22 protein-coding genes and 2 pseudogenes are annotated in these 26,443 nt (G+C 56.7%); 14 read left to right on the forward strand and 10 right to left on the reverse strand.

Features of this window, described 5'->3' with window-relative positions:
- Positions 1-134 precede the first annotated feature (134 nt).
- The 3 genes and pseudogenes from cueR to ACZ3HG_RS08325 all read left to right on the forward strand — a co-directional run bounded on the left by cueR (position 135) and on the right by ACZ3HG_RS08325 (position 2,267).
- Positions 135-626: a Cu(I)-responsive transcriptional regulator gene (gene cueR, locus ACZ3HG_RS08315; RefSeq protein WP_255887541.1), complete on the forward strand. Its 492-nt coding sequence runs from the start codon at positions 135-137 to the stop codon at positions 624-626.
- Between the two features lie 70 nt (positions 627-696).
- Positions 697-1,311 (forward strand): annotated as a pseudogene (locus tag ACZ3HG_RS08320) (type I restriction endonuclease subunit R); the annotation flags it as partial.
- Positions 1,312-1,352: 41 nt separating this feature from the next.
- Positions 1,353-2,267 carry a restriction endonuclease gene (locus tag ACZ3HG_RS08325; protein ID WP_465332669.1) on the forward strand — a complete coding sequence of 305 codons (915 nt, stop codon included), beginning with the start codon at positions 1,353-1,355 and terminating at the stop codon, positions 2,265-2,267.
- Between the two features lie 66 nt (positions 2,268-2,333).
- Here the strand turns inward: ACZ3HG_RS08325 and ACZ3HG_RS08330 are convergent, their stop codons facing one another.
- The 3 genes from ACZ3HG_RS08330 to symE form a co-directional block, all read right to left on the reverse strand.
- Positions 2,334-3,605, reverse strand: coding sequence for a type II toxin-antitoxin system HipA family toxin (locus tag ACZ3HG_RS08330; RefSeq protein ID WP_465332670.1), 1,272 nt, complete (start codon positions 3,603-3,605; stop codon positions 2,334-2,336).
- Between the two features lie 2 nt (positions 3,606-3,607).
- A complete protein-coding gene (locus ACZ3HG_RS08335) occupies positions 3,608-4,123 on the reverse strand; it encodes a helix-turn-helix domain-containing protein (protein WP_191933691.1) in 516 nt (171 codons plus the stop codon).
- A 248-nt stretch (positions 4,124-4,371) separates the two neighbouring features.
- On the reverse strand, positions 4,372-4,713 hold the full coding sequence (gene symE / locus ACZ3HG_RS08340; RefSeq protein ID WP_465332671.1) for an endoribonuclease SymE: 342 nt from the start codon (positions 4,711-4,713) through the stop codon (positions 4,372-4,374).
- A gap of 545 nt (positions 4,714-5,258) precedes the next feature.
- On the opposite strand from symE, the pseudogene ACZ3HG_RS08345 reads away from it, so the two are divergent.
- From ACZ3HG_RS08345 to ACZ3HG_RS08365, 5 genes and pseudogenes are all read left to right on the forward strand, one after another.
- Positions 5,259-5,549: pseudogene (locus tag ACZ3HG_RS08345) on the forward strand (tlde1 domain-containing protein); the annotation flags it as partial.
- A complete protein-coding gene (locus ACZ3HG_RS08350) occupies positions 5,546-6,070 on the forward strand; it encodes a hypothetical protein (RefSeq protein ID WP_465332672.1) in 525 nt (174 codons plus the stop codon). The pseudogene ACZ3HG_RS08345 and the gene ACZ3HG_RS08350, both read left to right, overlap by 4 nt.
- Complete coding sequence (gene tssD, locus ACZ3HG_RS08355; protein WP_465332673.1) at positions 6,071-6,562, forward strand: type VI secretion system tube protein TssD; 492 nt, start codon at positions 6,071-6,073, stop codon at positions 6,560-6,562.
- A 9-nt stretch (positions 6,563-6,571) separates the two neighbouring features.
- Positions 6,572-6,931, forward strand: a complete 360-nt coding sequence (locus ACZ3HG_RS08360; RefSeq protein WP_137269985.1) for a tlde1 domain-containing protein — start codon at positions 6,572-6,574, stop codon at positions 6,929-6,931.
- On the forward strand, positions 6,928-7,446 hold the full coding sequence (locus tag ACZ3HG_RS08365; protein WP_465332674.1) for a hypothetical protein: 519 nt from the start codon (positions 6,928-6,930) through the stop codon (positions 7,444-7,446). Before ACZ3HG_RS08360 ends, ACZ3HG_RS08365 begins: the two co-directional genes overlap by 4 nt.
- Positions 7,447-7,824: 378 nt before the next feature.
- On the opposite strand, the gene ACZ3HG_RS08370 is transcribed toward ACZ3HG_RS08365, so the two are convergent.
- Together ACZ3HG_RS08370 and malT are read right to left on the reverse strand one after the other, a co-directional pair.
- Positions 7,825-7,962, reverse strand: coding sequence for a hypothetical protein (locus ACZ3HG_RS08370; protein ID WP_465332675.1), 138 nt, complete (start codon positions 7,960-7,962; stop codon positions 7,825-7,827).
- An 11-nt stretch (positions 7,963-7,973) separates the two neighbouring features.
- Positions 7,974-10,700, reverse strand: a complete 2,727-nt coding sequence (gene malT / locus ACZ3HG_RS08375; RefSeq protein ID WP_191936334.1) for an HTH-type transcriptional regulator MalT — start codon at positions 10,698-10,700, stop codon at positions 7,974-7,976.
- Positions 10,701-11,023: 323 nt separating this feature from the next.
- Between malT and malP the strand changes: the two genes are divergently transcribed.
- Complete coding sequence (gene malP / locus ACZ3HG_RS08380) at positions 11,024-13,432, forward strand: maltodextrin phosphorylase (protein WP_465332676.1); 2,409 nt, start codon at positions 11,024-11,026, stop codon at positions 13,430-13,432.
- 9 nt (positions 13,433-13,441) lie between these two features.
- The gene (gene malQ, locus ACZ3HG_RS08385; RefSeq protein WP_465332677.1) at positions 13,442-15,529 is read left to right on the forward strand and encodes a 4-alpha-glucanotransferase; all 2,088 of its coding nucleotides are present in this window, start codon (positions 13,442-13,444) and stop codon (positions 15,527-15,529) included.
- Positions 15,530-16,245: 716 nt separating this feature from the next.
- Here the strand turns inward: malQ and malG are convergent.
- From malG to malE, 3 genes are all read right to left on the reverse strand, one after another.
- Positions 16,246-17,136, reverse strand: a complete 891-nt coding sequence (gene malG / locus ACZ3HG_RS08390; protein ID WP_062744382.1) for a maltose ABC transporter permease MalG — start codon at positions 17,134-17,136, stop codon at positions 16,246-16,248.
- Between the two features lie 12 nt (positions 17,137-17,148).
- Positions 17,149-18,714 (reverse strand): maltose ABC transporter permease MalF, encoded by a 1,566-nt coding sequence (gene malF, locus ACZ3HG_RS08395; protein WP_465332678.1) that lies wholly within the window; start codon positions 18,712-18,714, stop codon positions 17,149-17,151.
- An 88-nt stretch (positions 18,715-18,802) separates the two neighbouring features.
- A complete protein-coding gene (gene malE, locus ACZ3HG_RS08400; RefSeq protein WP_465332679.1) occupies positions 18,803-20,017 on the reverse strand; it encodes a maltose/maltodextrin ABC transporter substrate-binding protein MalE in 1,215 nt (404 codons plus the stop codon).
- Between the two features lie 376 nt (positions 20,018-20,393).
- On the opposite strand from malE, the gene malK reads away from it, so the two are divergent.
- From malK to malM, 3 genes are all read left to right on the forward strand, one after another.
- Positions 20,394-21,503, forward strand: coding sequence for a maltose/maltodextrin ABC transporter ATP-binding protein MalK (malK, locus tag ACZ3HG_RS08405; protein ID WP_062744379.1), 1,110 nt, complete (start codon positions 20,394-20,396; stop codon positions 21,501-21,503).
- Positions 21,504-21,529: 26 nt separating this feature from the next.
- Positions 21,530-22,828: a maltoporin gene (locus ACZ3HG_RS08410; RefSeq protein WP_162901007.1), complete on the forward strand. Its 1,299-nt coding sequence runs from the start codon at positions 21,530-21,532 to the stop codon at positions 22,826-22,828.
- A 208-nt stretch (positions 22,829-23,036) separates the two neighbouring features.
- The gene (gene malM / locus ACZ3HG_RS08415) at positions 23,037-23,918 is read left to right on the forward strand and encodes a maltose operon protein MalM (protein ID WP_191933700.1); all 882 of its coding nucleotides are present in this window, start codon (positions 23,037-23,039) and stop codon (positions 23,916-23,918) included.
- A gap of 55 nt (positions 23,919-23,973) precedes the next feature.
- Here the strand turns inward: malM and ACZ3HG_RS08420 are convergent, their stop codons facing one another.
- On the reverse strand, positions 23,974-24,786 hold the full coding sequence (locus tag ACZ3HG_RS08420; protein ID WP_465332680.1) for a GNAT family N-acetyltransferase: 813 nt from the start codon (positions 24,784-24,786) through the stop codon (positions 23,974-23,976).
- A gap of 206 nt (positions 24,787-24,992) precedes the next feature.
- On the opposite strand from ACZ3HG_RS08420, the gene ACZ3HG_RS08425 reads away from it, so the two are divergent.
- Positions 24,993-25,550, forward strand: a complete 558-nt coding sequence (locus tag ACZ3HG_RS08425) for a YecA/YgfB family protein (RefSeq protein WP_465332681.1) — start codon at positions 24,993-24,995, stop codon at positions 25,548-25,550.
- Between the two features lie 46 nt (positions 25,551-25,596).
- On the opposite strand, the gene nlpA is transcribed toward ACZ3HG_RS08425, so the two are convergent.
- Positions 25,597-26,412 (reverse strand): lipoprotein NlpA, encoded by an 816-nt coding sequence (gene nlpA / locus ACZ3HG_RS08430; RefSeq protein WP_465332682.1) that lies wholly within the window; start codon positions 26,410-26,412, stop codon positions 25,597-25,599.
- Between the last annotated feature and the right edge of the window lie 31 nt (positions 26,413-26,443).

A 26,443-nucleotide genomic window follows, 5' to 3' on the forward strand; every position in this document is an offset into this window, starting at 1 on the left:
CCAAAGTGCGTACCGGCGTCCGGGTTGCACCGATCGGCGCGATCGGTGAGCAAATAGTTTACGGTACATTGTCATCACAAAAGCCAAACCTGATTAAGGCTCTCGGCTTGTCGGGTTTATAGAGAGGAAAAAAAATGAATATCGGTCAGGCAGCTAAACTCTCAGGTATCTCGGCGAAGATGATCCGTTATTACGAACAAATTGGGTTGATACCAAAAGCAATTCGTTCTGATGCTGGTTACCGTCATTACAGTTCATCGGATATTGATAGTCTTCATTTTATTCGTCGTTCACGTGACCTTGGTTTTTCTGTTGAACAAATTTCGGGATTAATGAACTTATGGCTCGATGGCGAACGAACCAGTTCTGACGTGAAAACAATGGCGCTTACCCATATTTCAGAGCTAAGATCCAGGATAGCTGAATTACAGGCAATGGCGGAAACGCTTGAGCAATTAGCCCGTGACTGCCAGGGTAATAATCAGCCTGGCTGCCCAATTATCGCGGGATTAATTGAACCCAAAACGCTAACTGAACAACAATCGCAAAAACGTCAAAGAGTTCAAAGAACACCCCGGTTTGGGAGCAGTTCACTTGCTCCATTGCGCAATCGAAGGTCATTGTAACGATCCCAGCTTTGGTTCCAGGCCCTTTTCCAGGGTGGAGATGAATGTCGGCAGATTCGATGTGCTGTACCAAGATCGACTGGAGATCTTTAAAAAGGATCTCGGCAGTTTCGTGCGTTTTTATGAGTTTATGTCTCAGATCGTCGATTATGACGATAAAGAGCTGGAAAAACTCAGCCTCTATGCCCGTCATCTGCGCCCACTATTACATGAGCAGAGACTGGACGAGGATGAGGTGGATGTCAGCAATATCCAGATGAGCCATTATCGTCTGTCGAAAATCCATGCCCAGCATCTGAAGCTGCAGGAAGATTCACCGGAATATAAGCTGCATCCCAGTAATGATGTGGGTACCGCCAGGCCTAAGGACAAGAAAGAAGAGTTCATGTCGCATATTCTGGCACGGTTAAATGAGCTGTTTATTACGGATAATCTGACCGACAAAGATATGGTCAATTATGCGTTTTCCGTTCGTGACAAACTCTCGGAAAATCAGTCAGTAATGACGCAGATTGCTAATAATACGCGTGAGCAGGCGATGCTGGGTGATTTCCCTAAAGCCATTGATGATGCCGTGATGGACAGCAGTGAAGCGCAGCAGGAAATGATGATGCAGTATCTGTCGAGTCCTGAGCTGGCCAGGGGGTTCGCCCGGGTGGTTTTTGATATGTTGAAGGGAGCCTGAACAGCAGGTTCATCATTTTGTAATACGCATAAGGAAGCGCCATGCCTGTACCGACTTACGATAAATTTATTGAACCCGTGTTGCGCTTTCTGGCTACCAGGCCTGAAGGCGCGACTGCCCGCGAAGCGCAAGAGGCTGCGGCGGACAGGCTCAATCTGGATGAAAGTCAGCGTGCAGAAGTCATTGCCAGCGGCCAGCTGACCTATAAAAACCGGGCAGGCTGGGCACACGACCGGCTAAAGCGTGCGGGATTATCGCAGAGCCTGTCGCGGGGAAAATGGTGCCTGACGCCGGAAGGATTGGGCTGGGTTCATGCGCATCCTCAGCCAATGACCAGAGAGGATGTCACGCATCTGGCCTTTGATTTTAATCGTGTGACATTGAGACAGCAGCCGGATGCCGTTGATCTCGACCCGCAGCCTGAGCCTCTCAGCGTGGAGGAACTGGCGCTGAGCAGCCCGGACGATCGGCTTGAGCAGGCGCTGAATGAGTTACGCAGTGCGGTGGCGGATGAGTTGCTGGAAAACCTTAAACAGGTCTCTCCTGCGCGCTTTGAGGTGATTGTTCTTGATGTGCTGCACCGTCTTGGCTACGGCGGGCACCGCGACGATCTTCAGCGTGTGGGGGGCTCAGGCGATGGCGGCATTGATGGCATTATCTCGCTGGATAAGCTGGGGCTGGAAAAGGTTTATGTGCAGGCGAAACGCTGGCAGAACACCGTGGGCCGCCCTGAGCTGCAGGCTTTTTATGGCGCACTGGCCGGACAAAAAGCCAGACGCGGCGTGTTTATCACCACATCTGGCTTTACTTCTCAGGCGCGGGACTTTGCCAGGGCAGTGGAAGGTATGGTGCTGGTGGATGGGCAGCGGCTGGTGAATCTGATGATTGAGAATGAAGTTGGAGTGACTTCTCGTATATTACGCGTGCCAAAACTGGATATGGACTATTTTGAGTAATGAGTGAATCCAGCGCTGATCCTGTAAATAACGCTGAGCATCTTCCATTGTCTGGCTGGTGTGATGCTAATTCATCGCAAGCCTAAATGCGTCAGCCATATATTCTTGTTCCCGGCCCGAAAGCCCTAAACTATTTGCAATGGTTCTCCACTGGCTGACTATTTCAATAAAGTCCTGGATGATTTCATTGGCCTCTGCCAGGTTCAGGCGAAAGTGTCCCGCAACCTCTCGCGCCAGTTCAAGGTCCAGCGCGTTATCCGCCTCGGTGATATTCAGTTTCAGGCCGTCAGACCAGGGGACAGGGTTGATATCGTAGGCCTCCGAAAGCCGCCACCCTTTACCGGGGACCAGGATAAACCCGTGATTGCGCAGGTGATCATCGGTGTTTGAAACGAGAATATTGAAAACGATTCGGGACCAGAGTTCTTTCAAATCCTGCCTGGTCTGTGCTCCCTGCCGTATCAAAACATCTGCGAGTTCCAGATAACTCACCCCGTTCGAGGCGTCATCTCCATCCTGATGGCGGGTCATTGTCATGGCCGATGCAAAATGCAGGCGCTGGCCTGAATCTGTCCGGTCAAAACGACGCACCATAAAACAGTGATGATCGCTGGCAAATTTACGGGCTTCTGCGGTGGCGACGTGAAGCCCACAGCCTGTGGCAAGCGCGTTGGCGACCATTTCCCAACCGCCCACATTGTAATCATCCCGGGTACTGGGAAATTTTGCGATGTAGAGATGGCCATACTCGTCTGCAATGCTGGCTTTTGGCCTGGCGCCACCTAAAGAACCCCCCGGCGCAATGAGCATACGCAACCACTCCTGACCCTGTGGAGAGGTATTGTCAGGATCATCTTCCAGCGCGCGGCTTGCTCTTTCTAAGGCCTTAATTTCTGTAAAAGGTGGTGCTGCGATATCAGTCCGGTTATCAAGAAATTCGCCTGCATCTTCAAGCCTGAAACGCAGGGCACCCACGCGATAAAGGTCATGTACGCCCAGCAGGTAATCGGATTCATATAACCGGGATCCTTCAACCTGAACACCGGCGCGGATATCTCGTTCCAGGCGACGCTTCATCAGCATTCGCCCCCAGCGATCGGGGCTGGCGTCGCCAAATATGCCAAACTTATCCCGTGGAAGAGTCGGATATTGGGCACCTTCGAATAGCAAAATTTCCGGGTCAAGTTGCACAAGGCTTAGAGCGGAATCGGCCAGTGCTGCGGGATCATACTCAAATTCAAACAGCTCGCGCGTCCGACTTTGTCGGCTATGCAGGAAACCCATCCTTTTTGGTCCGGATAATCCTGCCCAGTCTGCGTATACCGCGATCATTGCCATTGTCAGCCACCTTTTGTCGGTTTCTTCCGTGGTTTGAGCAGGGAAGCCAGTTCAGCGGACGTAGTCCCCCTTTCTTTCGGAGCTTTTGTGTTTGGGCGGTGGCTTGTTTTCACGCTGGCTTCGGCCTGAGTATCGGCTTTTTCATGTCTGGCAGCAGCCCCGGTACGTGAGTTTTTAACCACAGACGTTTGGCGTGAGGCAATGACTTTTGCGGGGGAAAACTTATCGTTTTTTATCAGGCGAAAATCCTGTAGCTGACGCCCCAGCTCATCTTCAGCTGCTAATTTGTTCAAATCATCTTCCAGCCCTAAAACTTGCATCACGGAGAGGTACGCCCCTATCGTGACACCTGAGCCTCCCGCTTCCAGGGAACGTAGCGTCACTGGCGTCATCCCTGCACGTTCCGCAACCTGTTTGGCTGTGAGTTTACGTCGCAGGCGGGCGAGTTTCAGTCTCTCACCAAAATCAGTAAGCAGTCGGTTTGTGTCAGGGAGTAAGGGTGCTGTTTTTTTCGCCATAATGTCAATATTTTATCTTTATTTAATGCCTATGGCTATAATATTATCATTTTAATAGTGGGCAGGTCTCAGTAAACGTCATATCAAAAGTGATAATATTATTTCACTTTTAACTAAAAAGAGAAAAAATATTAGCACTGCGGTGGGGCAGGCTTGGCTGGCTATTGGATCAGCGCAGCAGGGGCTTTCTGGCATTGCTCAGCAACTGGAAATCCCGCCTTTTCAGGCGGGACTCGCTCCTTAATCCCTTACCCTCGCACCCGTTTCCCCGCAATCACCCCGATAAACTCCTCCACCTGGCGCTGCTTACGTACTGACAGCGTGCAGACCTTCCTCAGTGACGTCATCAACGCGGACTCCTGCGGTCCGGGATCGCGGGCGGTGATCACCAGGCAACCGTTCATGACGCGGATATCGATTTTGGTGCCGGTGGCAAAGCCTGCGGCTTCCAGCCATTTCCCTTTGATGCTCAGCGCCGGGATCTGCTGGTAATCTGGATAGGTGCTCGCATAAGTCACGGTTAAATGGCGCAGCGTGGGCGCGGTGACTTCTGATTTAACAACGTCTGTATTACAATTCTGCTCAGCCATGATAACTACTCCATCTAGTTGTTGCGGTTAGCGGCATGACGGTGTTCCTAGCACCTTCATGCCGCGATTAATAATCCTGTTATTATAACCAGCAGTAAAAACTAATCACTCTGAAAAGAGAGTCAAAGTTAAAAAATGCAACGCGGCGCAGAAAAATAATGAAGGAGATGTAATCTCCTGACAGGTTTTTTAAATAACTTTTCTGTTTGTTGGTTTTTTTAACTTCCCTGAAAATAATAATTAAACTGTTTTATTTACGTATGGGACGGATTAAAATTAATGGGGTTTAAATGTAAAATGTATTACCTAAGCGCTTAATGATAAGTACTTGGTTTGATATCGTAATATCTTTAAATATTGTTTTTTCTGGCGATAATGATTCCTTGATTACCGTGAAATGATATCATCGGCATGTGATTTATATTATTTTCAGTTTGACGTTTTTAGCGTTAATTGTAATAACAAAAGGAGGTGTTATGACGTGGGAGTACAATCAGAGAACCGGTGAAATGACTCACAATTGAGCACATTACGCAAATGGGTATAGTGGTAGCCCTGAAGGAAAAAATAACCCTTCTAAAGAGAATGTCGGTTTTGTCGGGCCGATCCCGCGTGGCTACTGGCGGATTACTCGTCATACCAGAAGTAAAGGTAACTGGACGATAGAACTGGTACCTATTGCGGGAACAAATACATTTGGTCGTAATGCTTTCAGAATACATGGTGATAACCCTAAAACTCTCGGTAGTAGTTCTGAAGGGTGTATAATTATCAATGGCGCTAATGTTAGAGCAAATATTTTCAATTCCGGTGACGATATTCTGGTGGTCAGATGAAAAGGATATATTTATTAGCTATGATCATGCTGTCATACAGTTCTATGGCCGAAATAAATGTGGTGACGCCGAAAATTGTGCTTGAGAATATTCATGAGAGTGGTGCGAAAAAATACCTCCATGATTTAGCGAAAGAAAATGCCAGGGCAACATCAACCAGTCAGTGGGAAGCAATCGTAAAAGGTCTTTCCTCTGGGGAGGCTGAATGGCTACAGATTGTTCCGCTGATTGCCCGCTACACCGATGCAGGATTCGCTGAAGATCTCGCTACGGCGCTGGCACAGGCCATACCTGCAAATGTGGCTGGTGTGATGAATGTTCTTGATGAGCAGATACCCCCTGTCAGTATCGGTAATGTCTGTTCGATGCCGCTTTATAACGAAACGATGGCAGAGCAAAACGAATATGTCGTAAAGGCTATTCAGGCACTTTACAAGAATGATACTCCGCAGGCTAAAGAATGCCTGCGTCAACTTATCAAAACGGTCGGTAAGGCTGGCCCATTTCGCAGGGTGGATTAGATGGCAATTCCAGTTTATCTATGGCTAAAAGATGATGGTGGATCGGACATCAAAGGTTCAGTTGATGTCAGAGGACGTGAAGGTAGTATTGAAGTGACCAGTCTGGTTAATTCTGTTGAAATCCCTACTGATAATATGACGGGTAAGATTATCGGAACCCGCATCCATCAACCATTCGGGTTTATGAAGGAAATAGACTCTTCAAGCGTCTATCTATATCAGGCAGTCACTACGGGTAAGATTCTTTCCAGCGCAGAATTTAAATTTTATCACATTAATTACTCCGGGCATGAAGTTGAATATGCCAACTTTTTTCTTGAAAAAGTGAAGGTGATTTCTGTCACTCCTGTCATGTATGACATTAAAGAGGCTGAGCATGAGAAAAAAGGCCATATGGAAGCCATAGAACTGTGTTTTGAGAAAATCACATGGACCCATAAGGACGGTAATATTATCTACTCTGACAGTTGGAATGAACGTAAAACGGCATAGGGGAATACCATGACATGGATGTATGAGCAAAGTACTGGGCGACTTTATCAAAACGGTAATTATAAAGGAACCGGGTATTCAGGGAGTCTGACAAACAAAAATAATCCTGAGCGGCAGCACGTAAAAGGAATGGGGCCATTGCCGCGAGGTACATACCGAATTGGTGGTTATACCCGTTCTAAGGGACCATGGACAATAGAGTTGATGCAGATTTCAGGTGAGACATTCGGAAGAAATTTATTTCGAATTCATGGTGATAAACGAGCAGGTACTCAGGGTTTTGCCTCTGCTGGATGTATCATCATCAACCCATCTGTTCGCCTTTTGATCATTAACTCCGGCGACAATACGCTAAAGGTGGTGCGATGAAATGGTGGTTGTGTTTATTCGCCCTCCCGGCCTTCACCTGGGCCGCAATCACCCCCACCGAAATACAGCGTGACCTGCATACCAACGGCAAGCATGCGTTCGCCCGGAAAACTCCCGATGCAGACTGGCGTGAAACACTAAACAATATCTCTGTGGGTAAAGGTGAATGGATCGCGCTGGCACCCGAACTCGCTCCGGTAATGGACAGGCAACACGCGATTCAACTGGGGAAAGCGCTTTACAACGCACTGTTACCGAATGCGAAAGAAACGCTGGCTGTACTGGCTATTCTGGATCAACACCAGCACGCCTATCCTTTTCAGCAGGGCACGGGGACTAGCTGCCTTCCACCGCTGAATAAGGTCGGTGATGCCGTCGAGAACCAATCTGTCTATGAGCAGACCCGGCTGGCGCTGCTGGATGCCGGGCCGCAGGGTGCGGACTGTTTGTGGACGATGGAGGCGCTGGTTGAGGAAGTAAAATCTGTCAGCAAAATACGTGATGCGTTACGCTAACGTGACACGAGTAACCGGTTCTCACCGCCGTCCTGGCGGTTCGTCCTGGTTCACTGTGCTTCCTCAGCGCTGCTGAATGCCGCCTCAACGTCAAAATCCAGGTCAAAACCCGAACCGAAAACAACTCAGGATGCGAAGGGGTAGACCCTTTTTTCCGGTCTGCCCGTGATGTTGAGTAGGACGCCAATCCGGAGTTACGGGGCGATCGGAAAAGATGATCGCCCCCTACGAAAGATCGCAATGCAGTCGGGGGTTTTAAAATTTACAGCGAGCGCTATCTTGCGGGGAGGGGGCCAGTTTGAGGTAAGCCGGACGTCACGCGACAGGACGTCGCGTGCCGAGGCCCGCAGGGATGCGTCTTTTGCCGATCCGGCGTGCTCAAACTGGCCCCAGACCGGTCGCTGAACAGGCAGCCAGTACCAGACCGGTCGTTGAACAGGCAGCCAGTACCAGACCGGTTGCTGAACAGGTAGCCAGTACCAGACCGGTCGCTGAACAGGCAGCCAGTAAAAGCATTTCCGGGGCCCTTACGCCCCGTACCCCATCACCTGCAACAGATGCTGTGCCTGCTGCACCGCTTCCTGACGGTGCGCCACGCCCAGCTTCTGATACAGATTACGGATATGGGTTTTAATGGTGGTGGAGGCCACGTCCAGCTCCCCGGCGATCTGGTCGTTGCTGTAGCCGGAGTAAATCAGCCCCAGCACCTGCCACTCACGCTGAGTCAGCGGGCTGGTGCGGATCAGCTCCGGCACCTGCGGATGGGTCAGCAGTTTATTGACAAAACCTTCGTCGAAATGCGCAAACTTATGGCGGTGATGCTGGTTAATCTCGCGCAAAATCTGCTGCGCCCGGCGCTGCTCCAGGTCGGGCAGCAGGTTAAGCTGGATCAGCTGACGCAGCTGCTGCGCCATCATCTCCCCTTCAATGACAAAGTGACTGATAAACCCGGTGCGGTTAGCCAGCCCCAGCGCTTCAATCAGCGCCCGCTGCGCTTCCGCTTTGCGGCCGGTGTGCCAGTAAAGCAGATTACTCAGCAGCAGGTTGCGGTTCAGGTCGCTGGTCAGGCGCAGCTGGCGCGCGTTCTGATTCAGCTCATCCAGCACCACTTCGGCTTCATCAAATTTCTCCAGCAGGATCTGCACGCGGGCAATATTGCGCCACTGGCCCTGCTGGAAGTGGTTGTCGGCCATATCCGGCTTACGCGCCTGCTGTAACCACTGGCGCGCCGCCGCTTTATCGCCGGTCATCTGCCAGTAGGTGACGCGCGGCTTATCGGTGTTGGTCAGCCAGTCGATATGATACTGCCCGGTTTTCAGCAGCGCCTCGCAGCGCTGTAAATGGTGGTGAGCATTGTCCAGCTGGCCGCGCGCCAGCGAACACTTGGCCAGCATCGCCAGGCACTGCAGCTGCTGCTGCGGCTGGAAGTTGGTGAGGATCTCCAGCCCCTGGCGTGCGGCGTCTTCGGCATCGTCCAGCCGTGACCACGACCACAGCAGCTGGGAGCGCAGGCGCAGCAAAAACTCGTGCATCGGCAGCTGTTCCAGATGCTGCTCACGCACCAGCTCAAATGCGCGCTCCTGCATCTCAAACGCGGCCTGCAAAAAGCCCTGGGCAATCAGGATCTCGCTCTGCTGCAGCAGCGCCCACAGCGCGTAGTGATAGGCTTCGTGGCGGCGGGCAATCTGCTCCGTCTGCTGCATCAGCGGCAGGGCGCGGGCCAGGTCACCCTTGCAGTGCTGGATCTCGCCGGTGACGGAGGTGGCCACAATGCGGCTGTAAAAACTCTCGTAGGGCAGAAAACGCAGCGCCTCGGCGGCCAGCTGTTCGGCCTCGTCCTGGCGACCGTCGTTAATGGCGACCTGCGCGCGCAGCGCGTTAAACTCGGCGTTCAGATCCTGATCCATCACGATATCCCGCTTCTGCATCTCACTTTCTGCCTGCGCCAGCAGCGTGTCCACCTCGGCGTAGCGGTGCTGGCTCTGGGCCAGCCACGCCTGCAGCAGCACCAGCCTGGGGCTCTGTATCAGGCGGTCGTAAGGCAGGGCGGCCAGGCACTCTTCCAGCAGGGCCAGCTCGCTCTGATTGAACAGCGACCAGGCGTGCTGCAGCATAATATCGCGCAGCATATCAATATCATCCGCCCCCAGGGCATGGTGGATCGCCTCCGCCGGGAACCCCTGCGCCAGCCAGCCTTCGGCGGCGGCGCGGTGGATGGCGGGCAGCTCCGCCGCCAGCTCCCACTGACAGCGCTGACGCAGGAAGCTGGCAAACAGCGGATGGAAGTTAAACCACTCCCCGGTGTCATCCATGCGGTGGATAAACAGGCCCTGGCGCTCCAGTTCCTCCAGCCGCTGCTGGCCGTTGCCGTCGCCGGTCAGGCGCACAATCAGCGCATCATTCATCGAGCGCAGCAGCGAGCAGCGCAGCAGAAAATCCCGCGTCGGGGTATCCACGCGATCCAGAACTTCATCCACCAGATAGTCGGACAGATGGCTGGCGTTCAGCCCCGCCAGCTTACGCGCAGACTGCTGGGTGGACTGGCGCGACGGCGTACTGGACTGGCGGGCGGACAGGGCGATCAGCTGCAGGGCGGTGGCCCAGCCGGCCACGTCGTCACACAGGCGGCTGCTGTCGGCCTGGTCAATCGGATCCTTCAGGCGGTTGTCGAAAAACTGCTGTGTCTCCGGGTGGGTAAACGCCAGATGCGCGGCGTTCAGCTCCAGCAGCTGCTCGCGCACGCGCAGGTTGGCAATGCCGAGCGGCGGCAGGGTGCGGGACAGCACCACCAGCGACAGGTTCTCCGGCTGGTGCCGCAGGAAGAAGCGCATCCCTTCGTGGATCGCTTCGTTCGAAATCAGATGATAATCATCAATCACCAGCAGCAGCGGGCGGTGCCAGTCGGAAAGCTCGACAAACAGCTGTGCAAACAGCGCGGGCAGGCTGGCGTACTGATGCTTCTGGCTGAGGGCCTCGCTTTTGCCGCAGTGGCCGCCGCAGGCCTGCTGGATAGCAGCGATCAGATAGCTGGCAAAACGCTCCGGCAGGTTGTCGCTTTCATCAAGAGAATACCAGCCCAGATCGCTCTTACCCGCCGCCCAGTGGGCCACCAGCGTCGTCTTACCGTAGCCCGCCGGGCTGGCAACCAGGGTCAGACGATAGTGGGGGGCCGCCGAAAGCTTCGTCAGCAGTCGGTCGCGAACCACGGTATTTTGCTGCCGCACCGGGCGGCTCAGTTTTGATGGGATCAGCATTTTTTTCGATTCTTTTGACGGTAGTCAGGGGGACGTAATCTTTATTTCGCAGCGCGTAATTAATCACTTTTTCTAAAGTCCTCCTTTGAAACATCGAATGCAACAATGTTACGTATTTACATGCCGTTAACTTGCTCTGCATCACATTTCTAAAGACAAATTTTTGACCCCCTCCCCCTGACCGCCCGTCTCCTCCGGCTACGCCCCGTTTCTCCTCCCTGCCTAATCGCTGGCGGGAGGATGCCGCCCCGCGCTGAAGGTTGCAGCATAGCGCTTAATAACACTCCACTTTTCCTACAGATTCCCGAATAAAGAGGCATGTGATGCAGGTGACTTTAGATAAAACGCAGTTTATCGCCGCGCTAAAACGCCAGTGGCAGGGGTTCGGCTTACAGCAGGCACAGGATATGACGCCGCACCAGTGGTGGCAGGCAACCAGCGCGGCGCTGTCAGAGCAGCTGAACGCACAGCCCGCACCCGCACCCGCAGCGACGCCGCAACCGCAGCGTCATGTGAACTATATTTCGATGGAGTTTCTGATTGGCCGCCTGACCGCCAACAATCTGATTAACCTCGGCTGGTATGACACGGTCAGCCAGGCGCTGCAGGAGCAGGGCGTAGCGCTGGCCGACGTGCTGGAGCAGGAGACCGACCCGGCGCTGGGCAACGGCGGTCTGGGCCGCCTGGCGGCCTGTTTCCTCGATTCGATGGCCACCGTCGGACAGCCCGCCACCGGTTACGGCTTAAATTACCAGTACGGCCTGTTCCGCCAGTCCTTTGAGGCCGGGCAGCAGCAGGAGGCCCCGGATAACTGGCAGCGCGAAAGCTATCCGTGGTTCAGCCACAACAGTGCGCTGTCGGTGGACGTCGCCTTTGGCGGTAAGCTGGTGAAGGATGCACAGGGCGAAGAGCAGTGGCAGCCGGCGTTCACGCTGCGCGGCGAAGCCTGGGACCTGCCGGTCGTCGGCTACCAGAATGGCGTCACCCAGCCGCTGCGCCTGTGGCAGGCCACCGACGTGCATCCGTTCGACCTGGCGCTGTTTAACGACGGCGCGTTCCTCAGGGCAGAGCAGAAGGGCATCGACGCCGCGAAGCTGACCAAAGTGCTCTACCCGAACGACAACCACGACGCTGGCAAGCGCCTGCGCCTGATGCAGCAGTATTTCCAGTGCGCGTGCTCGGTGGCGGACATTCTGCGCCGCCATCACTTCCTCGGCCGCAAAATCCAGGATCTGCCCGACTATGAGGTGATCCAGCTGAACGACACCCATCCGACCATCGCCATCCCGGAGCTGCTGCGCATCCTGCTTGACGAGCATCAGTTGGAATGGGACGCGGCCTGGCGTATCGTGCAGAAAACCTTTGCCTACACCAACCACACGCTGATGCCGGAAGCACTGGAGTGCTGGGATGAAAGGCTGGTACGCAGCCTGCTGCCGCGTCACTTTTCGCTAATCAAAACCATTAACGCCCGTTTCCGTAAGGTCGTCGAAAAACAGTGGCCGGGCGACAAAGCGGTGTGGGAAAAGCTCTCGGTGCATCAGAACCGCCAGGTGCGCATGGCCAACCTGTGCGTGGTCAGCGGCTTTGCGGTGAACGGCGTCGCGGCGCTGCACTCCGGGCTGGTGGTGAAGGATCTGTTCCCGGAATATCACCAGCTGTGGCCGACTAAATTCCACAACGTAACTAACGGTATCACCCCGCGCCGCTGGTTAAAGCAGTGCAATCCGGCGCTCTCAGCGCTGATCGATGACACGCTGAAAACCGAATGGGTGACGGATCTCGATGCGCTGCAGGGGCTGGAAGCATCGCTGGATGATACGGCGTTCTGCCAGCGCTATCAGCAGATTAAGCGTGACAACAAAATCCGGCTGGCGGCGTACGTGAAGCAGGTCACCGGGCTGACGCTGAACCCGGAGGCGATCTTCGACGTGCAGATCAAACGTCTGCACGAGTACAAACGTCAGCATCTCAACCTGTTGCATATTCTGTCGCTCTACCGCCAGCTGCGCGATAACCCGGAAATGGATCTGGTTCCGCGCGTGTTCCTGTTCGGTGCTAAAGCGGCACCGGGCTACTACCTGGCGAAAAACATCATTTATGCCATCAACCAGGTGGCGGAAAAGGTCAATAACGACCCGCTGGTACGTGACCGCCTGAAAGTGGTGTTTATCCCGGATTACCGCGTGTCGGTGGCCGAGCTGATGATCCCCGCGGCGGACGTCTCCGAGCAGATCTCCACGGCCGGTAAAGAAGCCTCCGGCACCGGCAACATGAAGCTGGCGCTCAACGGCGCGATGACCGTCGGCACGCTCGACGGGGCCAACGTCGAAATCGCCGAGCAGGTAGGCGAAGACAATATCTTCATCTTCGGGAACACCGTCGATCAGGTCAAAGCGCTGCTGGCGAAAGGCTACGATCCGCGGGCCCTGCGCAAAAAAGATAAGCATCTGGACAGCATTCTGAAAGAGCTGGAAAACGGCTTCTTCAGCAACGGGGATAAAACGGCCTTCAGCCTGATGCTCGACAGCCTGCTCGGCGGCGGCGACCCGTACCTGGTGCTGGCGGACTTTGCGGATTACTGCGCCGCACAGCGCAAGGTCGATCTCCTGTTCCGCGATCGCGACGCGTGGACGCGCAAAACTATCCTCAACACCGCCCGCGTCGGCATGTTCAGCTCTGATCGCGCCATTCGCGACTATCAGCAGCGTATCTGGCAGGCGAAACGCTAAGGGGTCCGCATGGAGAACAACACACTGGAGCAGGCGGCCAGGGAGGCGGGGATCGCCGCCGGTTTTATCAATGCGCACGGCCAGCAGCAGGCGATAGCGGCGGAAACGAAGCGTGAGCTGTTAACGGCGATGGGCTGGACGGTGGCGGGGCGCAGGCCCGCCACCCCGGTGCCGGGGGTCAAAGTCTTTGTTGCCGGGCAGCGCCTGGCGCTGCCGGTGGAAGGGGACGGGGAATACCTGTGGACGCTGCAGCTGGAGAGCGGTGCCACGCAGCGCGGGCGCATCAGCGGTAAAATGACGCTGGCGCTGGCGGGGAAAATTCCGCCCGGCTACCACCAGCTGACCCTGGCGCAGGGGGAGGATGAGTGGCAGTGCCGGGTGATTGTCGCCCCAAAACGCTGCTATGAACCGGATGCCCTGTTGGCCGGGAAAAAGCTGTGGGGAACCTGCGTACAGCTGTATACGCTGCGGTCGGACAGCAACTGGGGCATCGGCGATTTTGGCGACCTGAATCTGCTGTTGAAGAACATTGCTGAACGCGGCGGGGCCTTCGTCGGGTTGAACCCAATCCACGCGCTCTATCCTGCCAATCCGGCGGCGGCCAGCCCTTACAGCCCGTCATCGCGCCGCTGGCTGAACGTCGTGTATATCGACGTCGGCGCGGTGGATGATTTCCGGCAGAGCGACGCGGCGCAGCGCTGGTGGCAGCAGCCTGATACCCAGCAGCGATTAAAAGCCGCCCGTGCCAGTGACGAGGTGGATTATGCCAGCGTGGTGCCGCTCAAGCTGGAAGGGCTGCGGCTGGCCTATGCGCATTTTCTCGGGCGTAAGCCGCAGGATGCGCAGGTCAGAGCGCTGGCCAGCTTTACCCGCGAGGGCGGGGAGAGCCTCTGGCTGCAGGCCGCGTTCGACGCGCTGTACGCCCACCTAGCGCAGGAGAACGGTAAAGGAGTGGGCTGGAACCAGTGGCCCGAACAGTATCACGACGCCCGCGGCCCGGCGGTACGGGCGTTCTGCGAGCAGCACGCGCAGGAGGTGGCGTTTTATCTCTGGCTGCAGTGGCTGGCGGAAACCCAGTTCGCCAGGTGTTATCACACCAGCCAGCAGCAGGCGATGCCGATGGGGCTGTACCGCGATCTGGCGGTCGGCGTGGTCGGCGGCGGGGCGGAAACCTGGAGCGATGGCGACCTGTACTGCCTGAAAGCTTCGGTGGGTGCGCCGCCGGATATTCTCGGCCCGCTGGGCCAGAACTGGGATCTGCGGCCGATGGATCCGCATGTGATGGTGAAGCGCGGCTATCAGCCGTTTATTGATCTGCTGCGGGCCAATATGACCAGCTGCGGGGCGCTGCGTATCGATCATGTGATGGCGCTGCTGCGCCTGTGGTGGATCCCGGCGGGAGAGACGGCGGATAAGGGGGCCTACGTACACTATCCGGTGGACGATCTGCTGGCGATCCTCGCGCTGGAGAGCCAGCGCCATCGCTGCATGGTGATCGGTGAAGATCTGGGGACGGTGCCGGTGGAGATCGTCAGCAAGCTGCGCGAAGGCGGAGTTTACTCTTACAAGGTGCTCTATTTTGAGCGCGATGAGGAGAATAACTTCCGTGCGCCGCAGTCCTATCCGGTGCAGGCGATGGCGACCATCACCACGCACGATCTGCCCACGCTGCGCGGCTACTGGCAGGCGGACGATCTGGCGCTGGGGAAAACGCTTGGCCTGTATCGTGATGACAGCGTCCTGCAGGAACTGTATCTCGACCGGGCACGGGCGCGTCAGGGGCTGCTGGACGGGCTGCATCACTACGGCTGTATTCCACAGAAAACCGGCCGCCATGCTGAACTGATGGCGATGACGCCGGTGATTAACCGCGGGTTGCAGCGCTATGTGGCCGACAGCGCCTGCGCGCTGCTGGGCCTTCAGCCGGAGGACTGGCTGGATATGGCCACCCCGGTGAACGTGCCGGGCACCAGCGATGAGTATCCCAACTGGCGGCGTAAGCTCTCGCACACGCTGGAGGAAATGTTCGCTGACGATCGGGTTAATAAGCTGATCAAGGATCTTGATAAACGGCGGCGCAGGGTGTCGGTGAGCTGAGGTCAAAGCAGTGAAAAAAGGGTTTCTGCCGGTGGGGGGAAACCCTTTTTTGTTGGGTAAAAATCATCAGAATCAACAGCCTGTGGTAAGCCGTCCAGTTCGGGCGAAAGAGGGGCATCCCCTCAAGGATCTCCAGAAAGATTTTATTGCTGGATGAATAGTGAATGGGCTGGGGCCAGTCTGAGCACGCCGGACCGGCAAAAGACACATCCCTGCGGGCCTCGACACGCACCCTCCCTGGTGCGTGACGTCCGGCTTACCTCAAACTGGCCCCATCCTGTTAAACAATCGTGCCCGCTGTGATTTTTTAAAACCGCTACGCCCATGTCAGCAGGTGAAGGAGGAAGGGCTGATTGCAGCAGGCTGCCGGCCAGGGAAGGCCGGCCGCCAGGCCACAGGGACGTGTTTATGCCGTTGCAGCAAGCAGCCCTTCCTCCGAAAACCAGGTATACCGCGCCTCTCGCGACAACGCCCTGGCCGTGTTCCGGGGGGGACCTCAGTGGCTGAACGCCTCAGCCCATACGTCGTACATTCAGCTGGCAACAGCATGTCTGGGAATTCCGCAGCGCTACATCCGGCAGCCATTTTGGTCTGTATAGAGAGCATTCGTAGCGTCAGATTTTGACATAAAAAAGGGCGGCTTATTCAGCCGCCCAGGACACAGGGAAAAGTACTACACCCGTTACCGGGATAACGCGCAAAAATATCGCTATAAATTAACCCTTCACCCCGCCGGCCGTCAGGCCACCCACCAGCCAGCGCTGGGCGATGAGGAACACCGCCGTAATCGGAATAGCAGAGAGGATCGCGGCGGCGGCGAAGTCACCCCACAGGTAGTTCTGCGGGTTCAGATACTGCTGCATTCCCACCGCCAGCGTATAGCTGTTCACATCGCGCAACAGCAGAGAGGCCACCGGCACCTCGGTGATGGCGGCGATAAAGGAGAGGATAAACACCACCGCCAGAATCGGCACTGACAGCGGCAGCAGCACCAGACGGAACGCCTGCCACGGCGACGCACCGTCCAGCGCGGCGGCTTCTTCCAGCGAGCTGTCGATGGTTTCGAAATAGCCTTTGATCGTCCATACGTGCAGGGCGATACCGCCCATATAGGCGAAGATCACCCCGCCGTGGGTGTTCAGCCCGAGGAACGGGATGTAAATACCCAGGCGGTCAAACAGGGCGTAGAGCGCCACCAGCGACAGCACCGCCGGGAACATCTGGAAGATCAGCATCCCTTTCAGCAGCGAACTTTTGCCACGAAACTTCATGCGGGCAAAAGCATAGGCGCAGGTGGTGGACAGTGCCACGATGCCCACGGCGGTGATCCCGGCGATCTTGATCGAGTTCCACAGCCACAGCAGCACCGGGAACGGCGGCGGCGTCAGGCTGCCGTCGCTGTTGGTTACGCTGATCCCCAGCGCCAGCTTCCAGTGATCCCACGACACCTGATCCGGGATCAGGCTCCCCGTGGCAAAGTTACCCGGCCGCAGCGAGATGGTGAACACCATCAGCAGCGGGAACAGGATCAGCGCCAGAAAACTCAGCAGTAACAGGTGCGTCACCAGCAGTCTGACTTTTTGCGACCTCGGTTTTACCATCGGCATTGTTGTTACTCCCTAGTCGAATTTCATACGTGAGGCTTTCAGGTTGACGACAGCCAGCGCGCCGACCAGCAGGAAGATCAGCGTGGCAATCGCCGCCGCCAGCCCGAAGTCCTGCCCGCCGCCGCCCTCAAAGGCGATGCGATAGGTGTAGCTCACCAGCAGGTCGGTATGCCCGGCAGGCGTGGTGGTGCCCAGCATGTCCGGCCCGCCGTTGGTCAGTAGCTGGATCAGCACGAAGTTATTAAAGTTGAAGGCAAAGCTGGCGATCATCAGCGGCGTCAGCGGTTTGATCAGCAACGGCAGCGTGATGCGGAAGAAGTTCTGCATCGGGGTTGCGCCATCCATTGCCGACGCTTCGTAGAGATCGTCCGGGATCGCCTTCAGCAGACCCATGCACAGGATCATCATGTAGGGATACCCCAGCCAGGTATTGACGATGATGATCATGCTCTTCGCCGTCCAGGGATCGCTGAACCACGCCGGTTTAATCCCAAACAGCGCGTTGAGCATCAGGTTGATCTCCCCGAAGCTCTGGTTAAACAGCCCTTTGAAGATCAGGATGGAAATAAACGCCGGGACGGCGTAGGGCAGGATCAGCAGGATACGGTACGCCGCTTTGCCTTTCAGCTCCTCCCACTGCACCACGCAGGCCAGCACCATGCCGACGGCAACGGTCAGCACCACGGTGAGCAGCGCAAAAATCACCGTCCAGACAAAGATAGACAGGAAGGGTTTCTGAATGCCGTCATCGTGCAGCACGCGCAGGAAGTTGTCCCAGCCGATGCCAACGGTAAAGCCGGGGCTGAGTTTTTCTGCCTGCCATTCTCCCCCGGCGTTCACCGCCTGATAAAAACCGCTCGCCATATTCGGCCGGTAGACCACGCCGGATTGGGCATCGGTCAGCTGCTGGTTCTCTTTATTCAACTGATAGAGCGGCTGCGTGCCGGAAAACTGGCGCAGGGAGCTCATGCGCAGGATGCTGCCGTCCGGCAGGGCGGCCTGCAGTTTGCCCAGCGCCTGGCGGTTCTGCGTCACCACGCGCAGCCCGGCTTTTTCCCCGGTGGGGGCCGCCTGCGGCGTCAGGTGCAGCGTCTTCGCGTCAGAGGCATCAAAGGCGAAAGGCGGGGAAACCAGCACCTCGCCGCTGTCCGGGGAGGTCAGCGTCAGCTGCCAGCGGTCGCCGGACGGGTAGAGGGCAAAATTCAGCGCCTTGCCGCCCTGGAACTCACGGCCCATCAGCACCGACTGCGCACGTTCAAACGTCAGCTGGTTGGTGCTGCTGTAGTTGGTAAAGGCAATGGCGATGGTGCAGACCAGCGGGAACAGGACGAATAACGCCAGGCCGGCCAGGCCGGGGTAAACATAGCGCCATGAGTAGGCACGGCGGTTTCCGTAGATATACAGGCCGGTACTGGCGAGGATCAGGGCCAGAACGGCAAACAGATATTCACCCTGCGCATACATCAGCACGATCAGATAACCGGTTAAGCAGGCAAGCAGGCCGATGGCCAGCCATTTCAGCGCATGACTCAACGGCCGTTTTTTTTCAGCGGTCAGACCGGTTTGGGCTACTGGCATAGGGGCTATCCTTGTAGGAACGATGGGGAGCCCGCAGGCTCCGCACCGTTTATTTCATTACCTCAACGGCATCAGTCAGTTAACGTATTTATTTGGTAATGCGCGACTCGACGTCTTTCAGCGCCTGCGGCACGGTCTGCCGGCCATTCACCGCATTGATAATCGCGCTGCGCTCGGCATACCAGAACGCGCTCATCTGCGGGATGTTCGGCATGATTTCACCGTTTTTCGAGTTCGCCATGGTGGCGGCGATGCGCGGATCTTTCTCCAGTTTTTCCTGGTACGATTTCAGCGCAACCGCGCCCAGCGGTTTGTCTTTGTTGACGTCGCCCAGGCCCGCGTCGGTGATCAGGTAGTTTTCCAGGAACTCTTTTGCCAGCTCTTTGTTCGGGCTGGCGGCGTTAATCCCGGCAGTCAGCACGCCGACGAACGGCTTAGACGGTTTGCCGTGGAAGGTGGGCAGCAGCGCCACGCCGTAGTTGATTTTGCTCTTGTCGAGGTTTGACCATGCCCACGGCCCGTCGATGGTCATCGCGGTCTGGCCCTTGTTAAAGGCGGCTTCAGCGATGGAGTAGTCGGTGTCGGCATTGATGTGTTTGTTTTTCACCAGGTCGATAATGAACTGCAAGCCAGCGCGGGAGCCGTTGTTATTCACCCCGGTGTCTTTGATGTTGTATTTGCCGTTTTCATACTTGTACGCATAACCGCCGTCGGCGGCGATGATCGGCCAGGTAAAGTAGGGTTCCTGTAGGTTCCACATGATGGCGCTTTTGCCTTTGGCACGCAGCGCGGTGTCCAGCGCCGGGATCTCTTCCCAGGTTTTCGGCGCGTCTTTAATCAGGTCTTTGTTGTAAATCAGCGACAGTGCTTCCACCGCGACCGGATAGCCGATCAGCTTGCCGTTGAAGGTGACCGCGTCCCAGGTGAACGGGAACAGTTTGTCTTTAAACGCCTGATCCGGGCTGACTTCTGCCAGCAGGCCGGACTGGGCATAACCGCCAAAGCGGTCGTGCGCCCAGAAAATAATGTCAGGGCCGCCGCCGGTGGCCGCCACCTGCGGGTATTTTTCTTCCAGCTTGTCCGGGTGTTCTACCGTGACTTTAATGCCGGTGTCTTTTTCGAATTTCTTACCGACTTCCGCCAGGCCGTTATAGCCTTTATCCCCATTGATCCAGATGACCAGCTTCCCTTCTTCTATTTTGGCAAAGGCAGAAGAGGACAGCACCATGGACGCAAGCGCGGAGAGGGCCAGGGCATGTTGAACGACTTTTTTAATGGAAGGAGCCTTAATGCTGAGAGTCATAATCCAATCCTTTTATTCTCTGTTAGGAGCCGGTCATGCTGATGTCACAGACGGGATGACAGGGTACCGCGTCAGTGTGGATTCAACCCGGCCTGGCTTCATCATCCCCCCCTCTACGCCCCCGGCTCTCAGAGTGTGATCCCACCGACACTCTCAGGCGTTATGTGCTTTACCGCTCAACAATCCCCTTCATTTTTTGCAACCCCGATCACGAATTTGCAGGTTGTTGTGAACTTTCAGCCGGAGGCCGGGTGCCCGCGTCCTCCCTGCGTCTCCCCCGTGAAAAACTTTGTTACGGATGATTACGCTTAACCGCTATTCCTTCACTCTTCGTTGCATCGAGTTTTCTCGCAGGATTCAGGTACAGGAGTTCAGGATGGCGAGCGTTTCCCTTAACAGCGTGTACAAGGCCTTTGGTAAGACGGTGATTTCCAGCGACATCAATCTGGACATCCAGGAAGGCGAATTCGTGGTGTTTGTCGGCCCTTCCGGCTGTGGTAAGTCAACGCTGCTGCGGATGATAGCCGGTCTGGAAGACATCACCTCCGGTGAGTTGAAAATTGGCGATAAGCGCATGAACGAGGTACCGCCCGCAGAGCGTGGGATCGGCATGGTGTTCCAGTCCTATGCGCTGTATCCCCACCTGTCGGTGGCTGAGAACATGTCGTTCGGGCTGAAGCTGGCCGGGACGAAGAAAGCTGAAATCAGTCAGCGGGTGAACCAGGTCTCCGAGGTGCTGCAGCTGGCGCACCTGCTGGAGCGCCGTCCGAAAGCCCTGTCGGGCGGGCAGCGTCAGCGCGTGGCGATTGGCCGCACGCTGGTGGCGGAACCGACGGTCTTCCTGCTGGATGAACCGCTGTCTAACCTTGATGCCGCGCTGCGCGTACAGATGCGCATTGAGATATCCCGTCTGCATAAGCGCCTGAAGCGCACCATGATTTACGTCACCCACGACCAGGTTGAAGCGATGACGCTGGCCGACAAAATCGTGGTGCTCGACGCCGGGCACATCGCCCAGGTCGGCAAACCGCTTGAACTGTATCACTACCCCGCCAACCGCTTTGTCGCCGGGTTTATCGGCTCGCCAAAAATGAATTTCCTGCCGGTCAAAGTCACCGGTGTGGAACCGCAGCGCGTGCAGGTAGAGCTGCCCAACCGTCAGCAGGTCTGGCTGCCGGTGGAAGGCACCGACGTGATCGTCGGCAGCAATCTGTCGCTGGGGGTGCGCCCCGAACATCTGCTGCCGGGCGACATCGCTGAAGTGACGCTGTCCGGTGAGGTTCAGGTGGTAGAGCAGCTGGGTAACGAAACCCAGATTCATATCCAAATTCCGGCTATCCGTCAGAACCTGGTGTACCGCCAGAACGACGTGGTGCTGGTAGAAGAAGGTGCAACATTCGCCATCGGTTTGCCGCCACACCGCTGCCATCTGTTCCGCGAAGATGGAACAGCATGTCGCCGGTTACACCCCGAACCCGGCGTTTGAAAGCACGCGATCCCCTACAGGAGAAAATGATGATAACAATGCGTAGTGCTTCCCTGTCGCTGGCAGTGGCTGCCGGTATCCTTTCTGCACAAGCGATGGCGGTTGATTTTACCGGCTATGCCCGTTCCGGGATTGGCTGGTCAGGCAGCGGCGGCGAGCAGCAGTGCTTCAAAGCCACCGGTGCCGACAGCAAATACCGTCTGGGTAACGAGTGTGAAACCTATGCCGAATTAAAGCTGGGTCAGGAAGTGTGGAAGGAAGGCGATAAGAGCTTCTACTTTGATACTAACGTCGCCTATTCCGTGTCGCAGCAGAACGACTGGGAGTCAACCGATCCGGCTTTCCGTGAGGCCAACGTGAAGGGGAAAAACCTGATCGAATGGCTGCCGGGGGCGACAATGTGGGCCGGTAAGCGCTTCTATCAGCGTCATGACGTGCACATGATCGACTTCTACTACTGGGATATCTCAGGCCCGGGTGCCGGTCTGGAAGATATCGATCTGGGCTTCGGTAAGCTGTCACTGGCCGCCACGCGTAATACCGAAAGCGGCGGATCGTTCGGCTATATCGCCGACCAGCGTAATGAAGTGGCCACCTCCAACGACGTGTTCGACGTGCGTCTGGCCGGGCTGAACACCAACCCGGGCGGCGTGCTGGAGCTGGGCGTGGACTACGGCCGTGCCAATGCGCGTGACGGCTATTCGCTGGCTGACGATGCGACCAAAGATGGCTGGCTGCTGACGGCGGAGCACACGCAGAGCATTTATAACGGCTTCAACAAGTTTGTGGTGCAGTATGCCGCAGACGCCATGACCGATCCGGGTCAGGGCGCGGCCAATGGCCATTCCAACGGTTCGGCGATCAACAACAACGGCAGCATGGTGCGCGTGCTCGACCACGGTGCCATTGATTTCAACGACACCTGGAGCCTGATGTATGTCGGCATGTACCAGGACGTTGACCGTGACAACAACAACGGCACCACCTGGTACACCGTGGGTATGCGCCCGATGTACAAATGGACGCCGATCATGAGCACCCTGCTGGAAGTGGGCTATGACAACGTCAAGTCCCAGCGTACCGGCGACCGCAACGGCCAGTACAAAGTCACCCTGGCCCAGCAGTGGCAGGCAGGCAGCAGTATCTGGTCGCGTCCGGCCATCCGCGTGTTCGCCACCTATGCGAACTGGGATGAGAAGTGGGGCTACGACACGGATACCGGCACCAGCAACGGCTTAGCCATGAATGACACCAGCGCCCGTACGTTCAGCCGTGGTAATGACGATGAAGTGACGTTTGGCGCGCAGATGGAAGTCTGGTGGTAGTTTTTCCCGTCATCCTTCGCGCCGTGGGTGCGTTGGCTGCCCTTACTCACCCCGGTCACGTACTTATGTACGCTCCCGGGGATGAGTTCGGTTGCCGCCTTCCCACAACACGAATGCTATAGGGAAAACGGTGTTCTACACGAGTCTGAAGAACTGGCGGCTCTCGGCTGATAGCTGCCAGTGTTGTCGTGATCAAAAGGAAATAACGATGAGAAAAAATCTGCTGTCACTGTGTCTGTCGCTGAGCCTGCTGGCGGCGTCGCCTGCCGTAGTGTTTGCCGCGCAGCATGATGCCAATACCGCCCCGGCGATCGCGCGTGACACCCTGCACCATCTTTCATGGACGCCGCTGGTACCACCGGTGACGCAGGATGTGACGCTGGGAACCGCCAGCGCAAAGATTAATCAGGGTGATATTCAGGGGGCTGTGGCGGCTTTTGCGCTGCCTGCCGACCGGGGATCGCTTGAGATCACGCTGACCAGTATTGCCACCGGTAAAACGGTGTATGCCCCGAATGTGTTAGTGCTGGATGAGCAAATGCGTCCGGCAGCCTTTTACCCTTCCAGCTATTTCCCGTACCAGCCGCCGGGCATCGTTTCCAGCGATCGTCTGGAGGGCACCCTTAAACTGACGCCTGCGCTGGGCCAGAAACAGATCTTCCTGCTGGTGTATACCACGCGTCAGGATCTGGCGGGGAGTACGCAGATGGTGAACCCGGCGAAAGCCTATGCGGCGGGCGTGGGTAACGCCGTGCCGGATATCCCGGATCCGGTGGCGCGCCATACGCCGACCGGTACGTTAAGCCTGAAAGTCACCGCCGAGCAGAAAACCGGCAACGTGATGATTGGCCAGATCTTCCCGGCAGCAGCACCGGCTGCCGCACCGGTGGTGGTGGGCAGTCACACGCCGCCAGCGCCGGCGAAACCGGCGGAGCCGATGCTCGACGATTCCGAAAGCTATTTTAATGATGCGATTAAGAAAGCGGTGAAGGCGGGCAACGTGGATAAGGCGCTGAAGCTGCTGGACGAAGCGGAACGCCTCGGGTCGAAAACGGCACGGCAAACCTTTATTGACAGCGTGAAACGCTGATAGCCATTAAGCCGCCGCCCCTCGCGGTGTGTGAGGGGCACAGGCCCGTGCGGGTTTACCGGCTTAAACACATCTCATACTGCGTCAGCGCCATCGGTTCAAAGCCGGCCCTGTGGAACAGGGGAGCCAGCTTTTGCGGTATCGCCACGGGCGTGCGGATCCCCGGATAATGCGCGCCAATGCGGGCCAGCAGATCGCTGCCCAGTCCCTGACGGCGACAGGCCGGGTCAACAAAAAGATAACGCAGCTGTGGCGTCCCCGTCAGCCGGTCGATCACCCCCCACGCATTCTGCCCGTTGCCCACGACCTCACAGGGCAGCGCCGGGAACGCGTGCGGATCAAGCAGCCACGGTGTCTCCTCCTGCGGGGCACGCCAGATGGCGCGCAATAATGCAGCGGTAGGCGTGTGCTCAAGAGGGGGGGCAGAGCCGGGCAAAGCGCCTGGCCCGGAAAACCCCAGCAGCGTCTGTGTAATGCGAAAGCCCAGCGTCTCATAAAGCGCGATCGCCGCCGTATTACCTCCGATGACCTCCAGCCAGACTGGCCCGATATGCTCCGCCGCCAGCCGGGACAGCACTGCCGTCATCATCGGCTTTGCCCGCCCCTGACCGCGAAAGTCCGGGTTCAGCGCAAAGGCCGCAATCCTTGCCTCACGGCCGCGCGTGGCGATCAGGACGATGGCCACGGGCGTCTCCCCCTGCATCCAGACGCCGGAGTGAAGAAAATTCAGCCCTTCAGCGCCAAAGCGCGTGGCAAAATAGTCCGGCGTGACCGACAGCGGCACCACGTACTGCTGAAAGCAGGTATTCATGATGTCACTGAGCTGCACGATGCTGAAGTGAAGCGCAGGAACAAAGACAGATGACATAGTCAGACTCCGTTGTCATGATGGCTACTGGCTGAAGCCATCTCCGTGATCAGTATTCAGCGCGGGCTGCCGCTGAAGCCCGGTAAGCTTACCGCTGAATGAAATAGTATGTCACGACGGTGGCTTTTTCCCCGTCAGACTACCAGAATAGCCTCATAAACCGGTAAACGCCGGGTGAAAACGGATATAAGCAGCGAGGTAACACCATGCAACAAGGCCCTCTGACCGAAGCAGAACTGGAATGGCTGGACGATATTTTAATGAAGTACGGCAGTGAGGCGTCGGTGGTGGATGCTTCTGAGCTGGATGGCCTGTTCACGGCGATCCTCTCCGGCCCGGTGCTGGTGGAGCCTCAGCAGTGGCTGCCGGTGATCTGGGGCGGGGAAGAGAACGATCCTGAGTGGGAATCGGACGAAGAGTTTGAACAGTTTATGGATCTGCTCGCCCAGCATATGAATGACATTGCCGATCGCCTCAGTGATTACCCGGATCAGTTCGAACCGCTGTTCGGCCTCAATACCGTGGAGGATCAGGAGTTCACCGTGGTGGAAGACTGGTGCTTCGGCTACATGAAAGGCGTGGCGCTGGGAGACTGGTCATCACTGCCGGTGGCCCTGCAGCCTGAGCTGGCGAAGATCGCGCTGCATGGCAACGAGGAAAACCTCGCCCGCCTGGAGAAGCTGACGCCGGAAGAGTACGAGCAGAGTATTGAGGCGATCCGTACGGCGGCCATCAGCCTGCATGCCAAATGGCTGCTGCACTAAACCCCGGCCAGCCGCGCGCTGACGCGCGTGGCTGACCCTTCACCGGTTACCAGCCCGGTACGGCCCCACCGTTAAAGATAGTCTCTGCCGCAGTGGCCACTTCAGGCGACTGGTACGATTTAACAAAGTCGCGCACGTTGGCGGCGTCTTTATTCTCCTCGCGGGTGACGATGATATTGACGTACGGCGACTGTTTATCTTCGATAAACACGCTGTCGCGTACCGGATTCAGCCCCGTCTGTTGCAGATAGGTGGTGCTGATAATCGCCACCGTCACCTGCGCATCATCCAGCACGCGCGGCAGCTGCGCCCCTTCCATCTCCATAATTTTCAGCCGCTTCGGGTTGGCGATAATATCGACCGCCGTCGGCAGCAGGCCGGTATTGGCCCTGAGCGTAATCAGCTTCTCTTTCTGCAACAGCAGCAGGGCGCGGCCCAGGTTGGTTGGGTCGTTAGGGATGGCAATGGTGGCCCCGTCTTTTAATTCGCTGACCTGTTTAATCTTTTTGGAATAGCCCGCCATCGGGAACACGAAGGTGTTGGCGACGGCCACCAGCGTCGTGCCTTTGGCTTTGTTGTCCTGCTCCAGGAAAGGACGATGCTGGAAGACGTTGGCATCCAGATCGCCGTGCGCCGTCGGGTCGTTCGGCAGCAGCGATCCGCTGAACCCGACCAGCTCCACCTCCAGGCCGTACTTCTCCTTCGCCACCTTTTTCGCCACTTCGGCCACATCCTGCTCGGCACCATTGATCACGCCGACCTTAATATGGTGGGCATCGTCATGTTTCTGGTCGCAGCCAGCAAGCAGGATCGCCATCATCAGCGCGGCGGATTTCAGGGTACGGCCCAGGGGGTATTTCACATTATTTTCCTTAATTTCAATAAGCTGGAAG

Source organism: Erwinia sp. PME.40.26/001, assembly GCF_055556675.1.